This window comes from Rhizobium leguminosarum (genome assembly GCF_001679785.1).
GTDB classification, from domain to species: domain Bacteria; phylum Pseudomonadota; class Alphaproteobacteria; order Rhizobiales; family Rhizobiaceae; genus Rhizobium; species Rhizobium leguminosarum_R.
Window position 1 is genome coordinate 3,873,729 of the sequence record NZ_CP016286.1, and the last position, 14,120, is coordinate 3,887,848.

At 62.9% G+C, this 14,120-nt stretch carries 13 protein-coding genes; 1 reads left to right on the forward strand and 12 read right to left on the reverse strand.

Annotation, left to right across the window (positions count from 1 at the left end; translation table 11 throughout):
- Positions 1–44: 44 nt before the first annotated feature.
- The 8 genes from BA011_RS18975 to epmA form a co-directional block, all read right to left on the reverse strand.
- Positions 45–1,223, reverse strand: coding sequence for a glycosyltransferase family 4 protein (locus BA011_RS18975; RefSeq protein ID WP_065281594.1), 1,179 nt, complete (start codon positions 1,221–1,223; stop codon positions 45–47).
- Positions 1,224–1,267: 44 nt separating this feature from the next.
- Positions 1,268–3,748 (reverse strand): glycoside hydrolase family 2 protein, encoded by a 2,481-nt coding sequence (locus tag BA011_RS18980; protein ID WP_065281595.1) that lies wholly within the window; start codon positions 3,746–3,748, stop codon positions 1,268–1,270.
- A 16-nt stretch (positions 3,749–3,764) separates the two neighbouring features.
- A complete protein-coding gene (locus BA011_RS18985) occupies positions 3,765–4,757 on the reverse strand; it encodes a DUF1839 family protein (RefSeq protein ID WP_186806460.1) in 993 nt (330 codons plus the stop codon).
- Positions 4,748–5,656 carry an amino acid--[acyl-carrier-protein] ligase gene (locus BA011_RS18990; RefSeq protein ID WP_065281596.1) on the reverse strand — a complete coding sequence of 303 codons (909 nt, stop codon included), beginning with the start codon at positions 5,654–5,656 and terminating at the stop codon, positions 4,748–4,750. The genes BA011_RS18985 and BA011_RS18990 overlap by 10 nt, the downstream gene beginning before the upstream one ends.
- 5 nt (positions 5,657–5,661) lie before the next feature.
- A complete protein-coding gene (locus BA011_RS18995; RefSeq protein ID WP_065281597.1) occupies positions 5,662–6,843 on the reverse strand; it encodes an acyl-CoA dehydrogenase family protein in 1,182 nt (393 codons plus the stop codon).
- Complete coding sequence (locus tag BA011_RS19000) at positions 6,843–7,094, reverse strand: acyl carrier protein (RefSeq protein WP_017962508.1); 252 nt, start codon at positions 7,092–7,094, stop codon at positions 6,843–6,845. Before BA011_RS19000 ends, BA011_RS18995 begins: the two co-directional genes overlap by 1 nt.
- A 263-nt stretch (positions 7,095–7,357) precedes the next feature.
- Positions 7,358–8,410, reverse strand: a complete 1,053-nt coding sequence (locus BA011_RS19005) for a lysine-2,3-aminomutase-like protein (protein WP_065281598.1) — start codon at positions 8,408–8,410, stop codon at positions 7,358–7,360.
- Positions 8,407–9,468 (reverse strand): EF-P lysine aminoacylase EpmA, encoded by a 1,062-nt coding sequence (gene epmA, locus BA011_RS19010; protein WP_065281599.1) that lies wholly within the window; start codon positions 9,466–9,468, stop codon positions 8,407–8,409. Before epmA ends, BA011_RS19005 begins: the two co-directional genes overlap by 4 nt.
- Positions 9,469–9,616: 148 nt before the next feature.
- Between epmA and efp the strand changes: the two genes are divergently transcribed.
- Complete coding sequence (efp, locus tag BA011_RS19015) at positions 9,617–10,186, forward strand: elongation factor P (RefSeq protein ID WP_017962511.1); 570 nt, start codon at positions 9,617–9,619, stop codon at positions 10,184–10,186.
- Between the two features lie 181 nt (positions 10,187–10,367).
- Here the strand turns inward: efp and BA011_RS19020 are convergent, their stop codons facing one another.
- Genes BA011_RS19020 through BA011_RS19035 form a run of 4 tightly spaced genes read right to left on the reverse strand, consistent with a single transcriptional unit; the run spans position 10,368 to position 14,066 of the window.
- Positions 10,368–11,096, reverse strand: a complete 729-nt coding sequence (locus BA011_RS19020) for an SIS domain-containing protein (RefSeq protein ID WP_064649570.1) — start codon at positions 11,094–11,096, stop codon at positions 10,368–10,370.
- A 17-nt stretch (positions 11,097–11,113) separates the two neighbouring features.
- On the reverse strand, positions 11,114–12,265 hold the full coding sequence (nagA, locus tag BA011_RS19025; RefSeq protein WP_065281600.1) for an N-acetylglucosamine-6-phosphate deacetylase: 1,152 nt from the start codon (positions 12,263–12,265) through the stop codon (positions 11,114–11,116).
- Complete coding sequence (locus BA011_RS19030) at positions 12,265–13,296, reverse strand: SIS domain-containing protein (protein WP_065281601.1); 1,032 nt, start codon at positions 13,294–13,296, stop codon at positions 12,265–12,267. Before BA011_RS19030 ends, nagA begins: the two co-directional genes overlap by 1 nt.
- Positions 13,293–14,066 (reverse strand): GntR family transcriptional regulator, encoded by a 774-nt coding sequence (locus BA011_RS19035; RefSeq protein ID WP_003543751.1) that lies wholly within the window; start codon positions 14,064–14,066, stop codon positions 13,293–13,295. Before BA011_RS19035 ends, BA011_RS19030 begins: the two co-directional genes overlap by 4 nt.
- Between the last annotated feature and the right edge of the window lie 54 nt (positions 14,067–14,120).

Consider the following 14,120-nt stretch of genomic DNA (forward strand, 5'->3'; position numbering starts at 1 on the left):
GCCATCTCTAATGCGAAAATGTTAAAATAAAGCGGAGTGGCACCTTAGCTGGCCTGCATCGCCGCCAGCGTCTGAAGCGCCTTCTCGTAGCTGTTTTCAGCGAGGTAACGCAGCAGGAACTCCCGCGCTTTCTCGGCCTTCTCCCGTGCACGCTCGGGTGTGCGGAAGATGTCTCGCAGGTGCGCGGCCGCCGCCTCGGATGAGGGGTCGGCCCAGACCGCGCCTTCGAGCCCCACAAATTCGGGATGGGTATCGACCACCGGAATGAGGGGAGAGGCAACCAGCCAGCTATTGTCGGGATCGCAGAAATCCACCGTGCCCGACCAGGCCGTGGAAATGACGGGTGTACGCTGTATGATCGCCTCGGCCACCGTCAGTCCGAAACCCTCGGAACGATGCAGCGAAAGATAGGCGTCTGAACAGCGGATGAGGCCGTTGATATCGGAGTCCGACATCCTGTCGGTGACGATCCTGATCCGGGTATTGCCCGCGACCGAGGCGACCAATTCGCGCAGGCCCTTATCCTTGTTGATATCGCCGCTGGCCTTCATCAACAGGAAGGCGCTGGGGCATTCGGCGGCAAATATCCTGAAGGCCTCGATGACGGCCTGCGGATTCTTTCGGTTGATCGAGGAGCCGGCGCTGAAGATGAAGCTGACGAGAAAGGCGTCTTCCTCGATGCCGAATTTTTGGCGCATGCCTTCCGTCGCCGGCTTCTCGGTGACAGGATGCGGAACGACGATGACCGGTGCCGCAGTGAGGGGTGCAATCGCCCGCCTGGTGAATTCCGACGGCACGAAGACGGCATTCATGTAGTGCATCGCATTGCGCCACTCGGCCGGCACGACTTCGAGCTCCCAGGCGAAATAGCCGATGTTGAAGGCGCGGGTGAAATCCGCAACGCCCTTCTTCAGGATGGCGCGCGGCAGCATCGGCGGATTGAGATGCCAGATCCGGCTTCCCGCGGGTTCGGTGGAGAGATGCGACGGCATCCATCCGGCGAAGGAATTCTCGTCAGGATGCGTGCTGACGTCGGAGAGCGAAATCGCCCGCCCAGCCTCCGAAAGAGCGCCGGCGCAGAGCCTTGCCGATTCGCCGACGCCGACCGCCATCGAGAGATAGCCGACGATTTCCACCGGCCTGCGCGGATTGAAGGCAAGACGCGACCGCGGGATTAGCCGCTGCAGGACATGGGCGCGCAGAAGGCGGTATATCGTTCTCAAATCACGGTCTTTCCCATGGATCGGCATCATTCATCGCATGGGCGTCAGCCCTCGATTGCGACGCGATGCGAACTGCCTAGACTTCTGATCTCGCCCGCAGGCGGAATATCGCTTTCCACGCCGGACAGCGCGTGGAGCGTCACGCGCCGCATCGCGCCGGGGGCAACGTGGAACCAGTCGTCGTCGGCCCGATAGCCCTCGACGTCGATATGCACAGATTGCGCCAGCCGGTCGGTCCTGAGGTCAACGAACCAGTCGTCGCCGTCTCTGGTGAATGATGCTTCGATACCTGCATCATGCAGCGCCTTCCCCCGTCCGCACGGGAAGTGGAAGCTCTCGGCGAGAATGGTGCCGTCCGCCAGCGAGCGCAGGCGCGCCACACTGGCATCATGCGCCGGCGGCCCGAAACGGAAGGCATAGGTCGTGTCGAAGAAGGCGCCGAACAGCGCGGTGCAGGCAAGGCGCTCCGTGTCCCTTGCCGCCAGCTTGAAGGCCCTGCTGCCGCTGACGACCTGCTGTTTTCCGCCGCGCAGACAGACGACATCGAGCTCGACATCGAGTGCTGCATCCGTCTCGTTGACGACATGCACGTCGAGACCGTTCGTTCCCTCGTCGGTGAAGGCCACTTGCACTGGCCGGAATGCACGGCGCATCGCATACCAAACGGGCTTCGGCTCTCCGGTGGAGTCGACCACTCCCCAGCCGGGGCCGGGCAGCAGATCCTGCAGCGTCCAGACGAGCGCGCCGTTGCAGGCGGAGCCCTTGCGCCGCCATTCGGCAAAAGTTTCCTCGATCACCTCGCCGGTAACGGCGCGGGAGAAATCGAGATAGCGTTCCGGATCTTCGCGGCGCAGCTCAGCCGGATCGAAACCGTAGAGAAGCTGTAGGTAGAAGTCGCGAACATCCTCGAAATCCCACGATGCGCTCCGGTCGCGGGGCACGCGGGCCTTCCATAGCGGGCTGTGGACGGCGGGCACATCGAGATGACGCTGCAGCGTCCTTTGCTGCGGCACATGCGCGAAGGCGAGGCTTTCGGAGGCAAAACGCACATCGGCGCGGCGCGCATCGGCAATCGGCCGCATATAGGCGCCGACGCCGTAATAATGCGCGATACCGGCATTGGGCGAAAAGGGCATCGCTCCGCCATATGGTGAGTTCGGGACATAGGGCACGTCGGGACGCATTCGCGCGACGACCGCCGGGATGATTTCATCGGTGACCGGCCCGCTCCAGAATTCCGCCGGCAGGCCGAGCATTGCCGCCTGCTGATGGATTTCGCTGCCGCCGCAAAGCACGGCCAGCGAAGGCGACGCCTGCACGCCGTGCAGGAATTCTTCGACCTCCGCATGCACGTGGCCGAGAAAAGCCTTGTCGTTGCGCGGATAATCGAAGTTGGCGAACATGAAGTCCTGCCAGACGAGCAGACCGAGTTCGTCGCAGAGCGCGAAGAAATCAGGCGTTTCGTAGGCCATGGTGCCGCCGATGCGGATCATGTTCATTCCGGCTGCAGCGGCAAGCCGCAGGAACGGCTCATAATCCGCCCGCCCGCCCGGCAATCGCGCGATATCGGCCGTCGTCCACACCGCGCCGCGGCAGAATATCCGCTCGCCGTTGACGAGGAGCGCGAAGTCGTCGCCATCGGCACCACGGTCGACGTCGACACGTCGAAAGCCGCTCCTGCCGAGCGGATATTCCACGCCGTCGGAAACCAGCGTCAGCGCGTAGAGACGCGGAGCGCCATGCGTATGCGGCCACCAGGCCTCGATGTCGGAAAGCTTGAGGATAGCCGAGTAATGACTGTCGCCGACCTTTTCGAAGGGCTGCTCCATCCCGCCGCAGCGCAGCAGCATTGCCGGATCCTCCGCATTGCTATGCAGGGACACGCTGAGACGGCCGACGCCACTCTCCTCCAATACGGCGCGGATGGAGACATTGTCGATCGAGACGGGATGACGCTGCACCATCGAAATCGGCCGCCATGGCCCGACGGCATGGATATCGGGGCACCAGCCCGGCATATGGCCGAGTAGCGTCGTGCGGAAATTCTTCAAGCCTGGCGGCGTGATCATTTGCGGCCGCCAGCGCGCGCGCGGGCCCGGCTCCGACAGGCGGGGGCCGAGCGCCCGGAAGCACAGTGCCAGCTCATCGCCGCCCGAAAGCGTCACCGGAATCTCGTGCGCCGTGAACATGCTCTCGGAAAACAGGATTTCCTGGCCGTTCAGGAAGACGTGGCAGAGTGTCGCCAGCCCTGCGAAACGCAGGATCGCGTCGCCGGGCTCGGCATCGAAAAGCCGGCAGAGATACCAGGCATCCCGCGTGTTCAGCGGCTCGGGATTTTCCCGGTCGAAGAGCCCGGCTTTTTCGAGCGCGGCGGCGACGGTGCCTGGAACGGGTGCTGGAATGAACTGTGCCGACAACGGGATGTCGTGCGGCACGGCGCAGGCGCCCGGCTCCGTCAGGATCAGGTTCCAGCCTTCGGAAAGTAGACTTTCCGCGGCACCGATGCTCGCCAAACGCCCCCGCATGGTCAGATCTCCGGCCTCAGATTCGCCCCGCAAGCGACGCCATCATGGAATCCCATGCATCGGCGGCCGGATCAAGTGCTGCCTGCAACGGCTCGAACTTCTTGCGGGTGACGGCGCGGGCAAGCTGGAACTGCACCGATTTCGCCACCTCCGAAATGCGCCCGGCATGCTCGGCGGCAGCCGCGAATTCACCAGGGGAAAGCCAGGTGAGGTAATCGGCCGCCAGCTCGAAATTGGCGCCCACCTGGCGAAGCGTGTTGAAGGCGTATTTGTGGAAGAAGCCGAACGGCCGTTCCGCCACCGCTTCGACCTGTTGCGGAAAGACGCTTGCAAAGGCGTGGATCGGGTTTTCGCGGGGACACCGGGCAAAATGAAAACCGGCAAGCCGCCGCGCGGTCGCGCGCAGATGCGCTTCGTCTGCCGGTTTTTCCGGGAATCGTGCAAATTCCGTATAGGGCAGGAACGGCGGGTCGTTTTCCGTCAGATGCCGCTGGAACAGCCCGTCGAAATCCTCGCCTTCGAGACGAAAATAGCCGGCATTGTGGAAATAATCGACGCGCTTGGCCGCGACGTCCAGACGGTTGATCGCAACCGTCGTCTTGCCGTGCTCCTGCCGGTAGGCGGTGCCGCGCGTATCCGGCATGTAGAAGGAATCCATTTCGATCAGGCAAAGGCGGCCCCGCGCGATCTGAACCTCGACATGGCGTTCGACACGGTCGTAGATGGCAAGCTCGGTCGCACGAATGCCGTAGAGCGCCTCGAGATCCTCTAGCGGCACTTTGAAGAAAGTGAACTGGTCGCCCTCGAAATCCTGCGTCAGGGTAAAACCCAGCATCGCCTCCGGCGCAACGCCTGATGTCGCCAGAACCTCGATCCAGAGATCGACATAACAATTGGTTTCCGGCCAGGCGCGCTCGCCGGAATGCAGCGCATGCGCCCGGTAGGTTTCGGGGTCGATTCCCGAAAATACCCCCGAAAATACCGACGTCATCGATTTGCTCAGCCCCACAGCGCTTTCCGTACGCTGGCCGGCCATTGCTTCACATCGAGTCCGTGATGATGGAAGAGGGCAAGGGCGATGCGCTCCAGTCCGAAGCCGACGCAAGCGGTGTGCGCGACACTGCCGTCTTCGAGATTGAGACCCCATTTCGTGCCGAAGGCATCCTGATGGTAGTTGAAGCTCATGCAGGCGGTCGGGTTGGCAGCCGAGGTGATCGGGATCAGCAGCTCGAACTTCAGGTTCTGGTCGCGCTGATTATTGGCGAGCATCTTGCCGGCGCGGCCGAAGAACGGATCATTGGCGACGTCGATCGTCACCTCGAGGCCGACGGCCTTCATCATCTCGACGCCGCGATCCATCCAGCGCTGGCGGAAATCGGTGACGTGCAGCTCGGTGCCCATGCAGACATATTCACGCATGCGGAACAATTGCTGGCGGGCAGGGTCTTTCGACGGCTCATGGCGGAAGCAATAGGATTGCAGGTCGAAGAGGCCGCCCGTCGCCGGCAGGTTGCCGCGCTTGGCGATCGTCGGATAGAGCGGATAGCAGGCAGCCGGCGTCAGCACGATGTCGGTCGCCTCCTGTCCCTTGGTCCAGTCTTCGCCGACTTCCATGCATTGCAGCAGGCTGACATGATCGAGCTCGCTGCCGCAGAAGCTGTGCACCGTGCCGGCGAGCTGCGGAAAGCTCTTCATGTAGCCGCTCTTTTCGAAGAAGGCGCGGTTCATGCCGGGCGGAAAGCGCATGGCTTCGGCACCATCGGCGCCGCCGAACGTATCGATCAGGCGCTCGAAGGCAGCGATCACGTCTTCGAACTGGCCGCTGCGGCCGTAGAGCCCGTCGATGCCGGTATCGATCAGCAGACCGGATTCGAAAAGCCGGTCCAAAAACGAGGTCTGCATATCCATGACTGTCACCCCAGTAGGCTAGTGTCCTGCTTATGGACAAGAAGCATGCTCGACGTGTTGCCGAGGATGCGGTCATTCGAAATCATGAGCTGTGCGGAATGCGCGTCGCGCAGATGGCGTCCGAGGCTGAAGGGCGTGCCGTTCTTGTAGCCCATGATGCCGCAGATCAGCATGGCATGGTTGACGATCTCCAGGATCGTCTCGGACGAAGCGATCTTGACGTTGTTCATCGCCACCGCAAATCCCATCGAAGACAGCCTGTCGGCATCGGCCTTGGCATCCTCATAGGCCTTGAGGCCGGCGACCACGTTGGATTTCACCATCTGCAGCAGGTTCGAAACCTCGGCGAGGCGCAGCGCTCCCGGCGGCTGGGCATCCGGCGCCTTGCGGGCTGCGGCACGCACGAAAGCCTGGGCGCGCACAACGGCGTCGACGGCGATGCCGTACCAGACGCCGCTCCACAAGAGGTGCGAGGAAGCAAGCATGGATTGCGCCGCGATCTCCGCGAAAGGCTTCGGCAGGATCTGGCAAGCTGGCGCTTCGCCCTTGAACAGGAAGCCGTCGGAGCAGGTGCCGCGCATGCCGAGCGTATTCCAGACATGCGTTTTATCGAGCGTGTACTGGTCCTTGAGGAAGGCCGTCAGCACCTGATCGGAGGAAGCCGCCTGCGCGTGGGCACGCGAGGTGATAAGGATGGCGTCGGCGTGCGAGCCATAGGAAATGACAGTCGCATCCTTTTCGAGGCGGCACGTGTCGCCATCGACCTCGACCGCGCAGATGCTGTTGCGCAGGTTTCCGCCGATACCGCCTTCGGTGGTGGCGGATGCGATCAGCAGCTGCTCGGCGGCGATGCGGCGCATGAAGCTGCGATGCCATTCGCTGTCGGCGCCGTGTTCAACGAGGCTCGACAGCTTGATATGGTGCATGGCGAAGACCATGGCGCTCGCGGCGCAGGCCTGGCCGAGCATCGAGCACAATTCGGCGATCTCGGTGATCGAGGCGGATTCGCCGCCGAGATGGCGCGGCACCTGGATGCCGAGCAGCCCTTCGGCCTTCATCGCATCGACGGCTTCCCGGGGGAAGCGGGCCTCGGCATCAACGGTATCCGCGTGTTTCGCCGCAATTTCGGCGACGCGGGCCACCCTTGTGACAAGACCGTCCTGCATGATCTTGACAGGGAAATTCATCAGGCGACCTTCCGGCCGTCCCGGATGAGATCGACGGTCCTGGCGATCGCCGAGATGCTCGCGAAGGATTTGCGGTTCAGGAGATTGTCGGGAAATTCGATGTCGAAGGCCTCTTCGAGGCCAAGCATCAACTGCACAGAAGCAAAGGACGTCAAACCTGCCGCATAAAGATCGGCGTCGTCGGCGACCTGGTCGATCGACCCAGGAAGCTTGCCGAATTTGGCTACGAGGTCGCGGATTGCCTTATTCATCCCATCACTCCAAGATTCTCATGATCCCGATCCGGCGTTCATCGCCTTGTCATGAGCGTTCTTTTAGTGCGGAAAACAGAACATTCCGCTAATTTATTGAGTTAAATATGGCTGAGGCTCATAGTTAGGACTTTAGCGATCATTCCCGCACCGTCGTAAACAACCAGGTTAAATCAATGACTTAAGGTAATTTCGATACTGCGACACACTCTGGTTTCTGGCGTGGAGAGTACAGAAATGACACGCAAACGCCGCGTTTTGTCTCAATCGGCCGGCGGATAGGAATGCTCGCCGCCGCGATAATCGGTGACGGAATAACATCCGTCGCCTGTCGCCCGCATCGCGCTTCCGCTGATGACGGCCTTGCCGTGACCGCCTGGGATATCGAGGATGTAGGCCGGCTGGCAGAGACCGGAAATCCGGCCGCGCAGCGCCGCGACGATCTCCTGCCCTTCCTCGATCGTCACCCTGAAATGACTGGTGCCGGGCGCCAGATCCGGATGATGGAGGTAATAGGGTTTGACGCGGATTTCGACGAAGGCCTTCATCAGCTTCGCCAGCACGTCGGCATCGTCATTGACACCCTTGAGCAGCACCGACTGGCTGACCATGGCGATGCCGGCATCGACGAGGCGGCCGCAGGCGGCCCGCGCTTCCGGCGTCAGTTCGCGCGGATGGTTGGCGTGCAGCGCCACATACACCGTCTTGCCGCTCGCCTTCAGCGCGGCGATCAGCGCCGCATCGATCTTCTCGGGATCGACGACCGGAACACGCGTGTGGAACCTGATGATCTTCACATGCGCGATACCGGCAAGCGCCTCCATGATCTCGCCGAGACGGCGCGGCGAAAGCACCAACGGATCGCCGCCGGTGAGGATGACCTCCCAGATCTCCTCGTGCCTGCGGATATAATCGAAAGCGGCCTGCATCGCCGCCGCATCGAGCGTGCCGAGGCCCTGCGGCCCTACCATTTCGCGCCGGAAGCAGAAGCGGCAATAGACCGGGCAGACGTGCACGGCCTTGAGCAAGACACGATCGGGATAGCGGTGAACGATACCTTCGACGCGGCTGTGGGCATGATCGCCGATCGGATCGGCGCGTTCTTCCGGGGCGATCGTGAGTTCGGCCGCATCGGGCACGAATTGCCGAGCGATCGGATCATCGGGATCGGCTCGATCAATGAGCTTACTGATCGCAGGCGTCAGCGCAACCGCGTAACGCGCCGCCACCTCCTCGAGCGCTACGCGATCGGCAGGCGCGACCAGCCCCGCCTTCACAAGATCGTCGACGCTCTTGATCGGTTTGACGACATTCATCTTCCAACCTCCGCCACCGGCGCCCAGAGCACCTGGTCGATGCGCGATGCTCCCGTCGCGAGCATCACCAGCCGGTCGAAGCCGAGCGCGATACCGCTTGCCTCAGGCATCAGCGACAGCGCGGCGAGAAAATCCTCGTCGATCGGATAGGTCTCGCCATAGACCCGCGCCTTCTCGGCCATTTCGATCTCGAACCGTCGCCGCTGTTCGGCAGCGTCGGTGAGTTCGCCGAAGCCGTTGGCAAGCTCGACGCCGCAGGCATAGAGCTCGAAACGTTCGGCAACTCTGGGGTCGCGCGCCGAGGGACGGGCAAGGGCTGCCTCCGAGATCGGATATTCGTCGAGGATGGTGATGCGGCCGAAACCGAGACGCGGCTCGATCTTTTCGACCAGCACCCGGCTGAAGAGATCGGCCCAGCCGTCGTCTTCGGCAACTCGCACACCGACGCGCCTGAGTTCGGCCGCTAGATGGTCGCGGTCGGTCGAACCGTCGGCGGCGACCGAGGCGAGAAGATCGACGCCGGCATGACGCTCGAACGCTTCGGCAATGCTGATCCGCTCCGGCCCGGCGAAGGGATCGCTCTCGCCGCCGCGATAGGCGAGCTTCCCGGTCTTCACCGTCTCAGTCGCCAGCGCCAGGATCCGCACGCAATCCATCATCAGGCTCTCGTAGCCTTCGCCGGCCCGATACCATTCGAGCATGGTGAACTCGGGATGGTGCAGCGGCCCGCGCTCACGGTTGCGATAGACATGCGCAAAACACGAGATGCGCTCCTCGCCCGCCGCCAGCAGCTTCTTGCAGGCAAATTCCGGCGAGGTGTGCAGGTAGAACGGCGCCTTTTGCCCATCCGTCGTCAGTGCTTCCGTCGCGAAGGCATGCAGATGCGCCTCGTTGCCGGGGGAGACCTGCAGCACCGCCGTATCCACCTCGATGAAATCCTCGCGCGCGAAAAACCCGCGCAACGCCGCCTGGATCGCATTGCGTCCGATCAGGAACCGACGGCGGTCGGCATGCACGGACGGGGTCCACCAGGGGGACGCTTTCGCCGAAGAGTTCATTCCAAGCTTTCTTCGCCGGAGAGGCCGGTATGGGGGGTGGCTATTTCCCGGATTTTAGGTTAGTTGCGCCCCAAAGAAAAACATTTGCGTCTTCGGAGCGTCTCGACAGTCATCTACGACGCCGAAAGCCGAGTTACAAGGAAGTCTTATGGTCAAGGTCATCGCCTCTTCGGTCCGCAAGGGCAACGTTCTCGATGTCGACGGCAAGCTCTATGTCGTTCTCACCGCCCAGAACTTTCATCCGGGCAAGGGCACGCCGGTCACCCAGGTCGACATGCGCCGCATCGTCGACGGCGTGAAGGTTTCCGAGCGCTGGCGCACCACCGAACAGGTCGAGCGCGCCTTCGTCGAGGACGTGAACCATCAATTCCTCTACGAGGACGGCGAAGGCTTTCACTTCATGAACCCTCAAAACTACGATCAGGTCGTCGTCGATGTCGACACGATGGGGGACGACAAGGCTTATCTGCAGGAAGGCATGACCTGCGTTCTATCAATGCATGAAGGCATTGCGCTTGCGATCCAGATGCCGCGCCACGTCACGCTCGAAATCATGGAGACGGAACCGGTCGTCAAGGGCCAGACGGCTTCGTCTTCCTACAAGCCGGCCATACTGTCGAACGGCGTGCGCGCCATGGTGCCGCCGCACATCAATGCCGGCACCCGCGTCGTCATCGCGACGGAAGACAATTCCTACGTCGAACGCGCCAAGGACTGATCCTGGTTCAGCCTACCGAAGAGGCCGGCTCACGCCGGCTTTTTTGTATCCGCCGTCTCGATTAATAATCGGAGCATGATGTCGTCCGAAAACCGCTCACACTTTTCGGCATCATGCTCTATCTTTTTGTTTTCACGCAATTCCGGACGCAAAACCGCTACGCACTTTTGCTGGAATTGCTCTAGAGATGCGGGTTGCGCGGCCGGTATTTCTTGACGAGTTTCTGGTTGATCTCAGCGGCACCCGGCATGTTGGCGCTGAGATAAATTGGCGCATCGCCGGATTTCGAAAGCTCGGAGGCGACCTCGGCGAAGATGGCATTGATGACCGTCACCCCGACCGCCGTCGAGACCGGCCCAACCCGAAGCCCCGTGCCTTCGAGATCGAGAACGGCGTCACCCGGTGGCAGCCCGTTGTCGAGCACCACATCGGCCACGTCGGCAAGCCGCCGGCGGCCATTGGCAATCGCTGAGGAATAGGCAATCGACGTGATGGCAATCACCTTTGCGCCGATTTCGCGCGCATAGTCGGCGGCCTCGATCGGCGCGGCGTTCACGCCCGAATTGGAGGCGATGATGATGACATCGCCCGGCTGCATGCCGTAACGCTCCAGCATCGGCCGCACCAGGCCCTGCGTGCGCTCATAGACCGAACTGATGACCGCACCCTCGTGCAGCATGGCCGAGCCGACGAGCACCGGCACGGTGAAGGCGAGCCCGCCGGCACGATAATGCACCTCTTCCGCCAGCATATGCGAATGGCCGGTGCCGAAGACATAGACGCGCTTGTCGCCGCGGGCGGCATCGAGGATGACGGCTGCTGCCTGCGCCATCGGCTCGGCAAGCGTCTGCTTCAGTTCTTCCAGCCGACCGATGAGGTTGGAGAAATAGGCATCGGTGATATCAGTCATCCGGCTTATCCTTGATTTCAGGTCGCTTCGCCGCTGAGCCAGGTGGCGGTGACGGCAAGCGCATCGGTGAGATGCACGAGATCGGCACGCGCGCCCGGCGAGAGATGGCCGCGATCGCCAAGCCTGAGGAACCGCGCGGGATAAAGGGTCGCCATGCGCAAGGCCTCGGCGAGCGTCAGGTCGAGATAGGTGACGCCGTAACGGATCGTCGAGATCATGTCGACATCGGAACCGGCCAGCGTGCCGTCGGACAGCACCAGCTTGGAGCAGAAGCCGCCCCTTTCGCGCCGGACGATGCGCCCGTTCAGCGTGAACGAGTCCTTTTCCGACCCGACGAGCGACATCGCGTCTGTGACGAAGAACAGTTTGCCTTCGCCGCGTTTGGCGCGCAGCGCCGTGCGCAGGGCCTTCGGATCGACATGATGGCCGTCGGCGATAATACCGCACCAGGTCGAAGGATGATCGATCGCCGCGCCGACGAGACCGGGCGCCCGGTGTCCCAACTGGCTCATGGCATTGAAGAGATGCGTGACGCCCCGCGCGCCGGCATCGAAACGTTCTTCCGCCGCCTCGCTCGAACAATCGGAATGGCCGATGCTGACGGTGACGCCGGCTTCCGCAAGCTCGCGCACCTGGGCAACCGTCACCTGCTCGGCGGCCATGGTGACGAGCAGCGTGCCGATCGCCTCGCGGGCCCGGATTAAGGCCTTGACATCGCGGTCCTCCACCGGCCGCATCAGTTCGGCGAGATGCGCGCCCTTGCGCGCAGGCGCCAGATGCGGGCCTTCGAGATGCAGGCCGGCAACGCCGCGGTTCATTTTCACTGCCTGCTTGGCCGCCTCGATGGCGGCAATGGAGGCCTCTGATGAATCGGTGATCAGCGTCGGCAGCAACGACGTCGTGCCATAGGGTCGGTGCCCGCCGGCGATAATGTCCATCGAGGCAACGGAAGGCTCGTCGTTCAGCATCCACCCGGCGCCGCCATTGACCTGCGCATCGATGAAGCCGGCCGACAGAACACCGCCGGCAAGCGTCACCAGCTCGCCGTCCGGCAGATCATTTCTTGCCATGATCGCTTCGACGCGGCCGCCGGCAACGATGAGGGCTTTGTCGTCATGGAAGCGCTCACCGTCGAAGATGCGGGCGCCGAGGAAGATCTTGCGTCCCATCAGACCGTCTCCGTCACCTTGAGCAGGTTTGCCGGCTTGTCGGGATCGAAGCCCTTGCGGCGCGTCACCGACTCGATCAGCCGGTAATAGACAAGCAGCGATACCAGCGGATCGACGAGGCCGTTGCCCGTCGTCGGCACGCGCAGATGGACGCCGGAAAGCGGCTGCGTCGAGAAACCGACGGTGGTGGCGCCGAGTTTCTGCAGGCGTTCCAGCGCCTGCACATTGTTGGCGAAGGCCGCATCGTCGGGCGCAAAGGCGACGATCGGGAAGCCCGGCTGCACCAGGCGCATCGGACCATGCATCAATTCCGCCAGCGAGAAAGCCTCGGCATGCAGGCCGGAGGTCTCCTTGGCCTTCAACGCCGCTTCGAGCGCGATCGCGAAAGCCGGGCCGCGGCCGGCCGTATAAAGCGAGGTCGCGTTGAAGAGCACGTCCTCGGCTGCCGCCGTATCGATCCCGGCGGTCGCCGACAACGCCTCCGGCAGCTTGCCGAGCGCGGCCTGCAGGTCGGGCGCACCGCCGATCGCAGCCGTCACCCCGGAAAGGGCTGCGACCGAGGCGATGAAGGATTTTGTCGCCGCGACACTCTTTTCAGCACCGGCATTGAGACCGAGAACAATATCGGCCTGCTTCGCAAGCGGGCTGTCGGTGACGTTGACGACGGCGATCGTCGTTGCTCCGCCCTTCTTCGCCGCATCCTGCAGCGCGACGATGTCGGGGCTGGCACCCGACTGCGAGACGGTGAAATGGACACCGCCCTTCAGATGCAGCGCCGCACCGTAGACGGAAGCGATCGACGGGCCGACCGAGGCGACCGGAACGCCGCAGGTGATCTCGAAGAGATATTTGAAGAAGGTGGCGGCGTGGTCCGAGGAGCCGCGCGCCGCCGTCGTCACCACGCTCGGGCGAGCGGACGAAAACAGCCGGGCGATCTCGGCAAAGACCGGTTTTTCCTTTTCGAGCAGCGTGGCGACCACCTCTGGCGATTGGCCGGCTTCCTGCAGCATCAGTGACTGGTTGTCATTCATAGGTCATCTCCGATTCTCAATTCGGCAACGAAATCATAGGCATCGCCGCGATAATGCGAGCGGGTGTATTCGACGACGCGCTGGTCTTCCAAGCGCGACACACGTTCGATCAGAAGCGCCGGCGCGCCTGATTTGACGTTCAGGATCGCGGCGGAGGAGGGGTCGAGCGTGACCGCGGTCAGCCGCTGCAGCGCGCGCACGGGCCTGTGGCCGCTGGCCGTCAACGCATCGTAGAGCGATCCCTCACCGCCGGCATCGTGTCCCAGGAACTTGATCGGCACCACGGCGCGTTCGATCGCCAGCGGCAGGCCGTCGGCAAGGCGCAAGCGGTCGAGCCTCAGCACCGGCTCGTCGCCGCCGAGGCCGAGCAGGAAGGATTCCTCCGGCGACGGCGTGTTGACCGCCCGCGACAATATCCGTGCGGCCGGCAGACGCCCGCGCGAGCGCATGTCGGCGGAGAAGGAGGAAAGCCGCCACAGCGACTGTTCCATGCGCTCCACCCTGCTCGATACGAAAGTACCGCTTCCGTGGCGCGATTCCAGTGCGCCGGATGCCATCAGATCGCGATAGGCGGTGCGCACGGTGACACGGCCGAGCTTCAGAGCCTCGGCAAGGTCTCGTTCACCCGGCAGCGCGGTGCCGGGCTTCAGCAGCCCTTCCTGGATGAGGCCGGTCAGCGTCTGCGCCAGCCGCTTGTAGAGCGGCCCGGTCAGCGCCTCGTCACGCAGGCCGCGGCTGTTCAGTTCCGCTATCAGACTGGTTCTATCCATGGGCGCACAATAGAACCTATATAGAACCAATCGGCAAGACGGAATCGAGCGCGG

What these genes read in the sequence shown, in the direction of transcription:
- BA011_RS18990 (WP_065281596.1), bottom strand. Translation starts at nt 5,656, where the DNA reads ATGGATATGCAGACCTCGTTTTTGGACCGGCTTTTCGAATCCGGTCTG.
- efp (WP_017962511.1), top strand. Translation starts at nt 9,617, where the DNA reads ATGGTCAAGGTCATCGCCTCTTCGGTCCGCAAGGGCAACGTTCTCGAT.
- nagA (WP_065281600.1), bottom strand. Translation starts at nt 12,265, where the DNA reads ATGGGACGCAAGATCTTCCTCGGCGCCCGCATCTTCGACGGTGAGCGC.
- BA011_RS19030 (WP_065281601.1), bottom strand. Translation starts at nt 13,296, where the DNA reads ATGAATGACAACCAGTCACTGATGCTGCAGGAAGCCGGCCAATCGCCA.
- BA011_RS19035 (WP_003543751.1), bottom strand. Translation starts at nt 14,066, where the DNA reads ATGGATAGAACCAGTCTGATAGCGGAACTGAACAGCCGCGGCCTGCGT.
- epmA (WP_065281599.1), bottom strand. Translation starts at nt 9,468, where the DNA reads ATGAACTCTTCGGCGAAAGCGTCCCCCTGGTGGACCCCGTCCGTGCAT.
- BA011_RS19020 (WP_064649570.1), bottom strand. Translation starts at nt 11,096, where the DNA reads ATGACTGATATCACCGATGCCTATTTCTCCAACCTCATCGGTCGGCTG.
- BA011_RS19005 (WP_065281598.1), bottom strand. Translation starts at nt 8,410, where the DNA reads ATGAATGTCGTCAAACCGATCAAGAGCGTCGACGATCTTGTGAAGGCG.
- BA011_RS18980 (WP_065281595.1), bottom strand. Translation starts at nt 3,748, where the DNA reads ATGCGGGGGCGTTTGGCGAGCATCGGTGCCGCGGAAAGTCTACTTTCC.
- BA011_RS19000 (WP_017962508.1), bottom strand. Translation starts at nt 7,094, where the DNA reads ATGAATAAGGCAATCCGCGACCTCGTAGCCAAATTCGGCAAGCTTCCT.
- BA011_RS18995 (WP_065281597.1), bottom strand. Translation starts at nt 6,843, where the DNA reads ATGAATTTCCCTGTCAAGATCATGCAGGACGGTCTTGTCACAAGGGTG.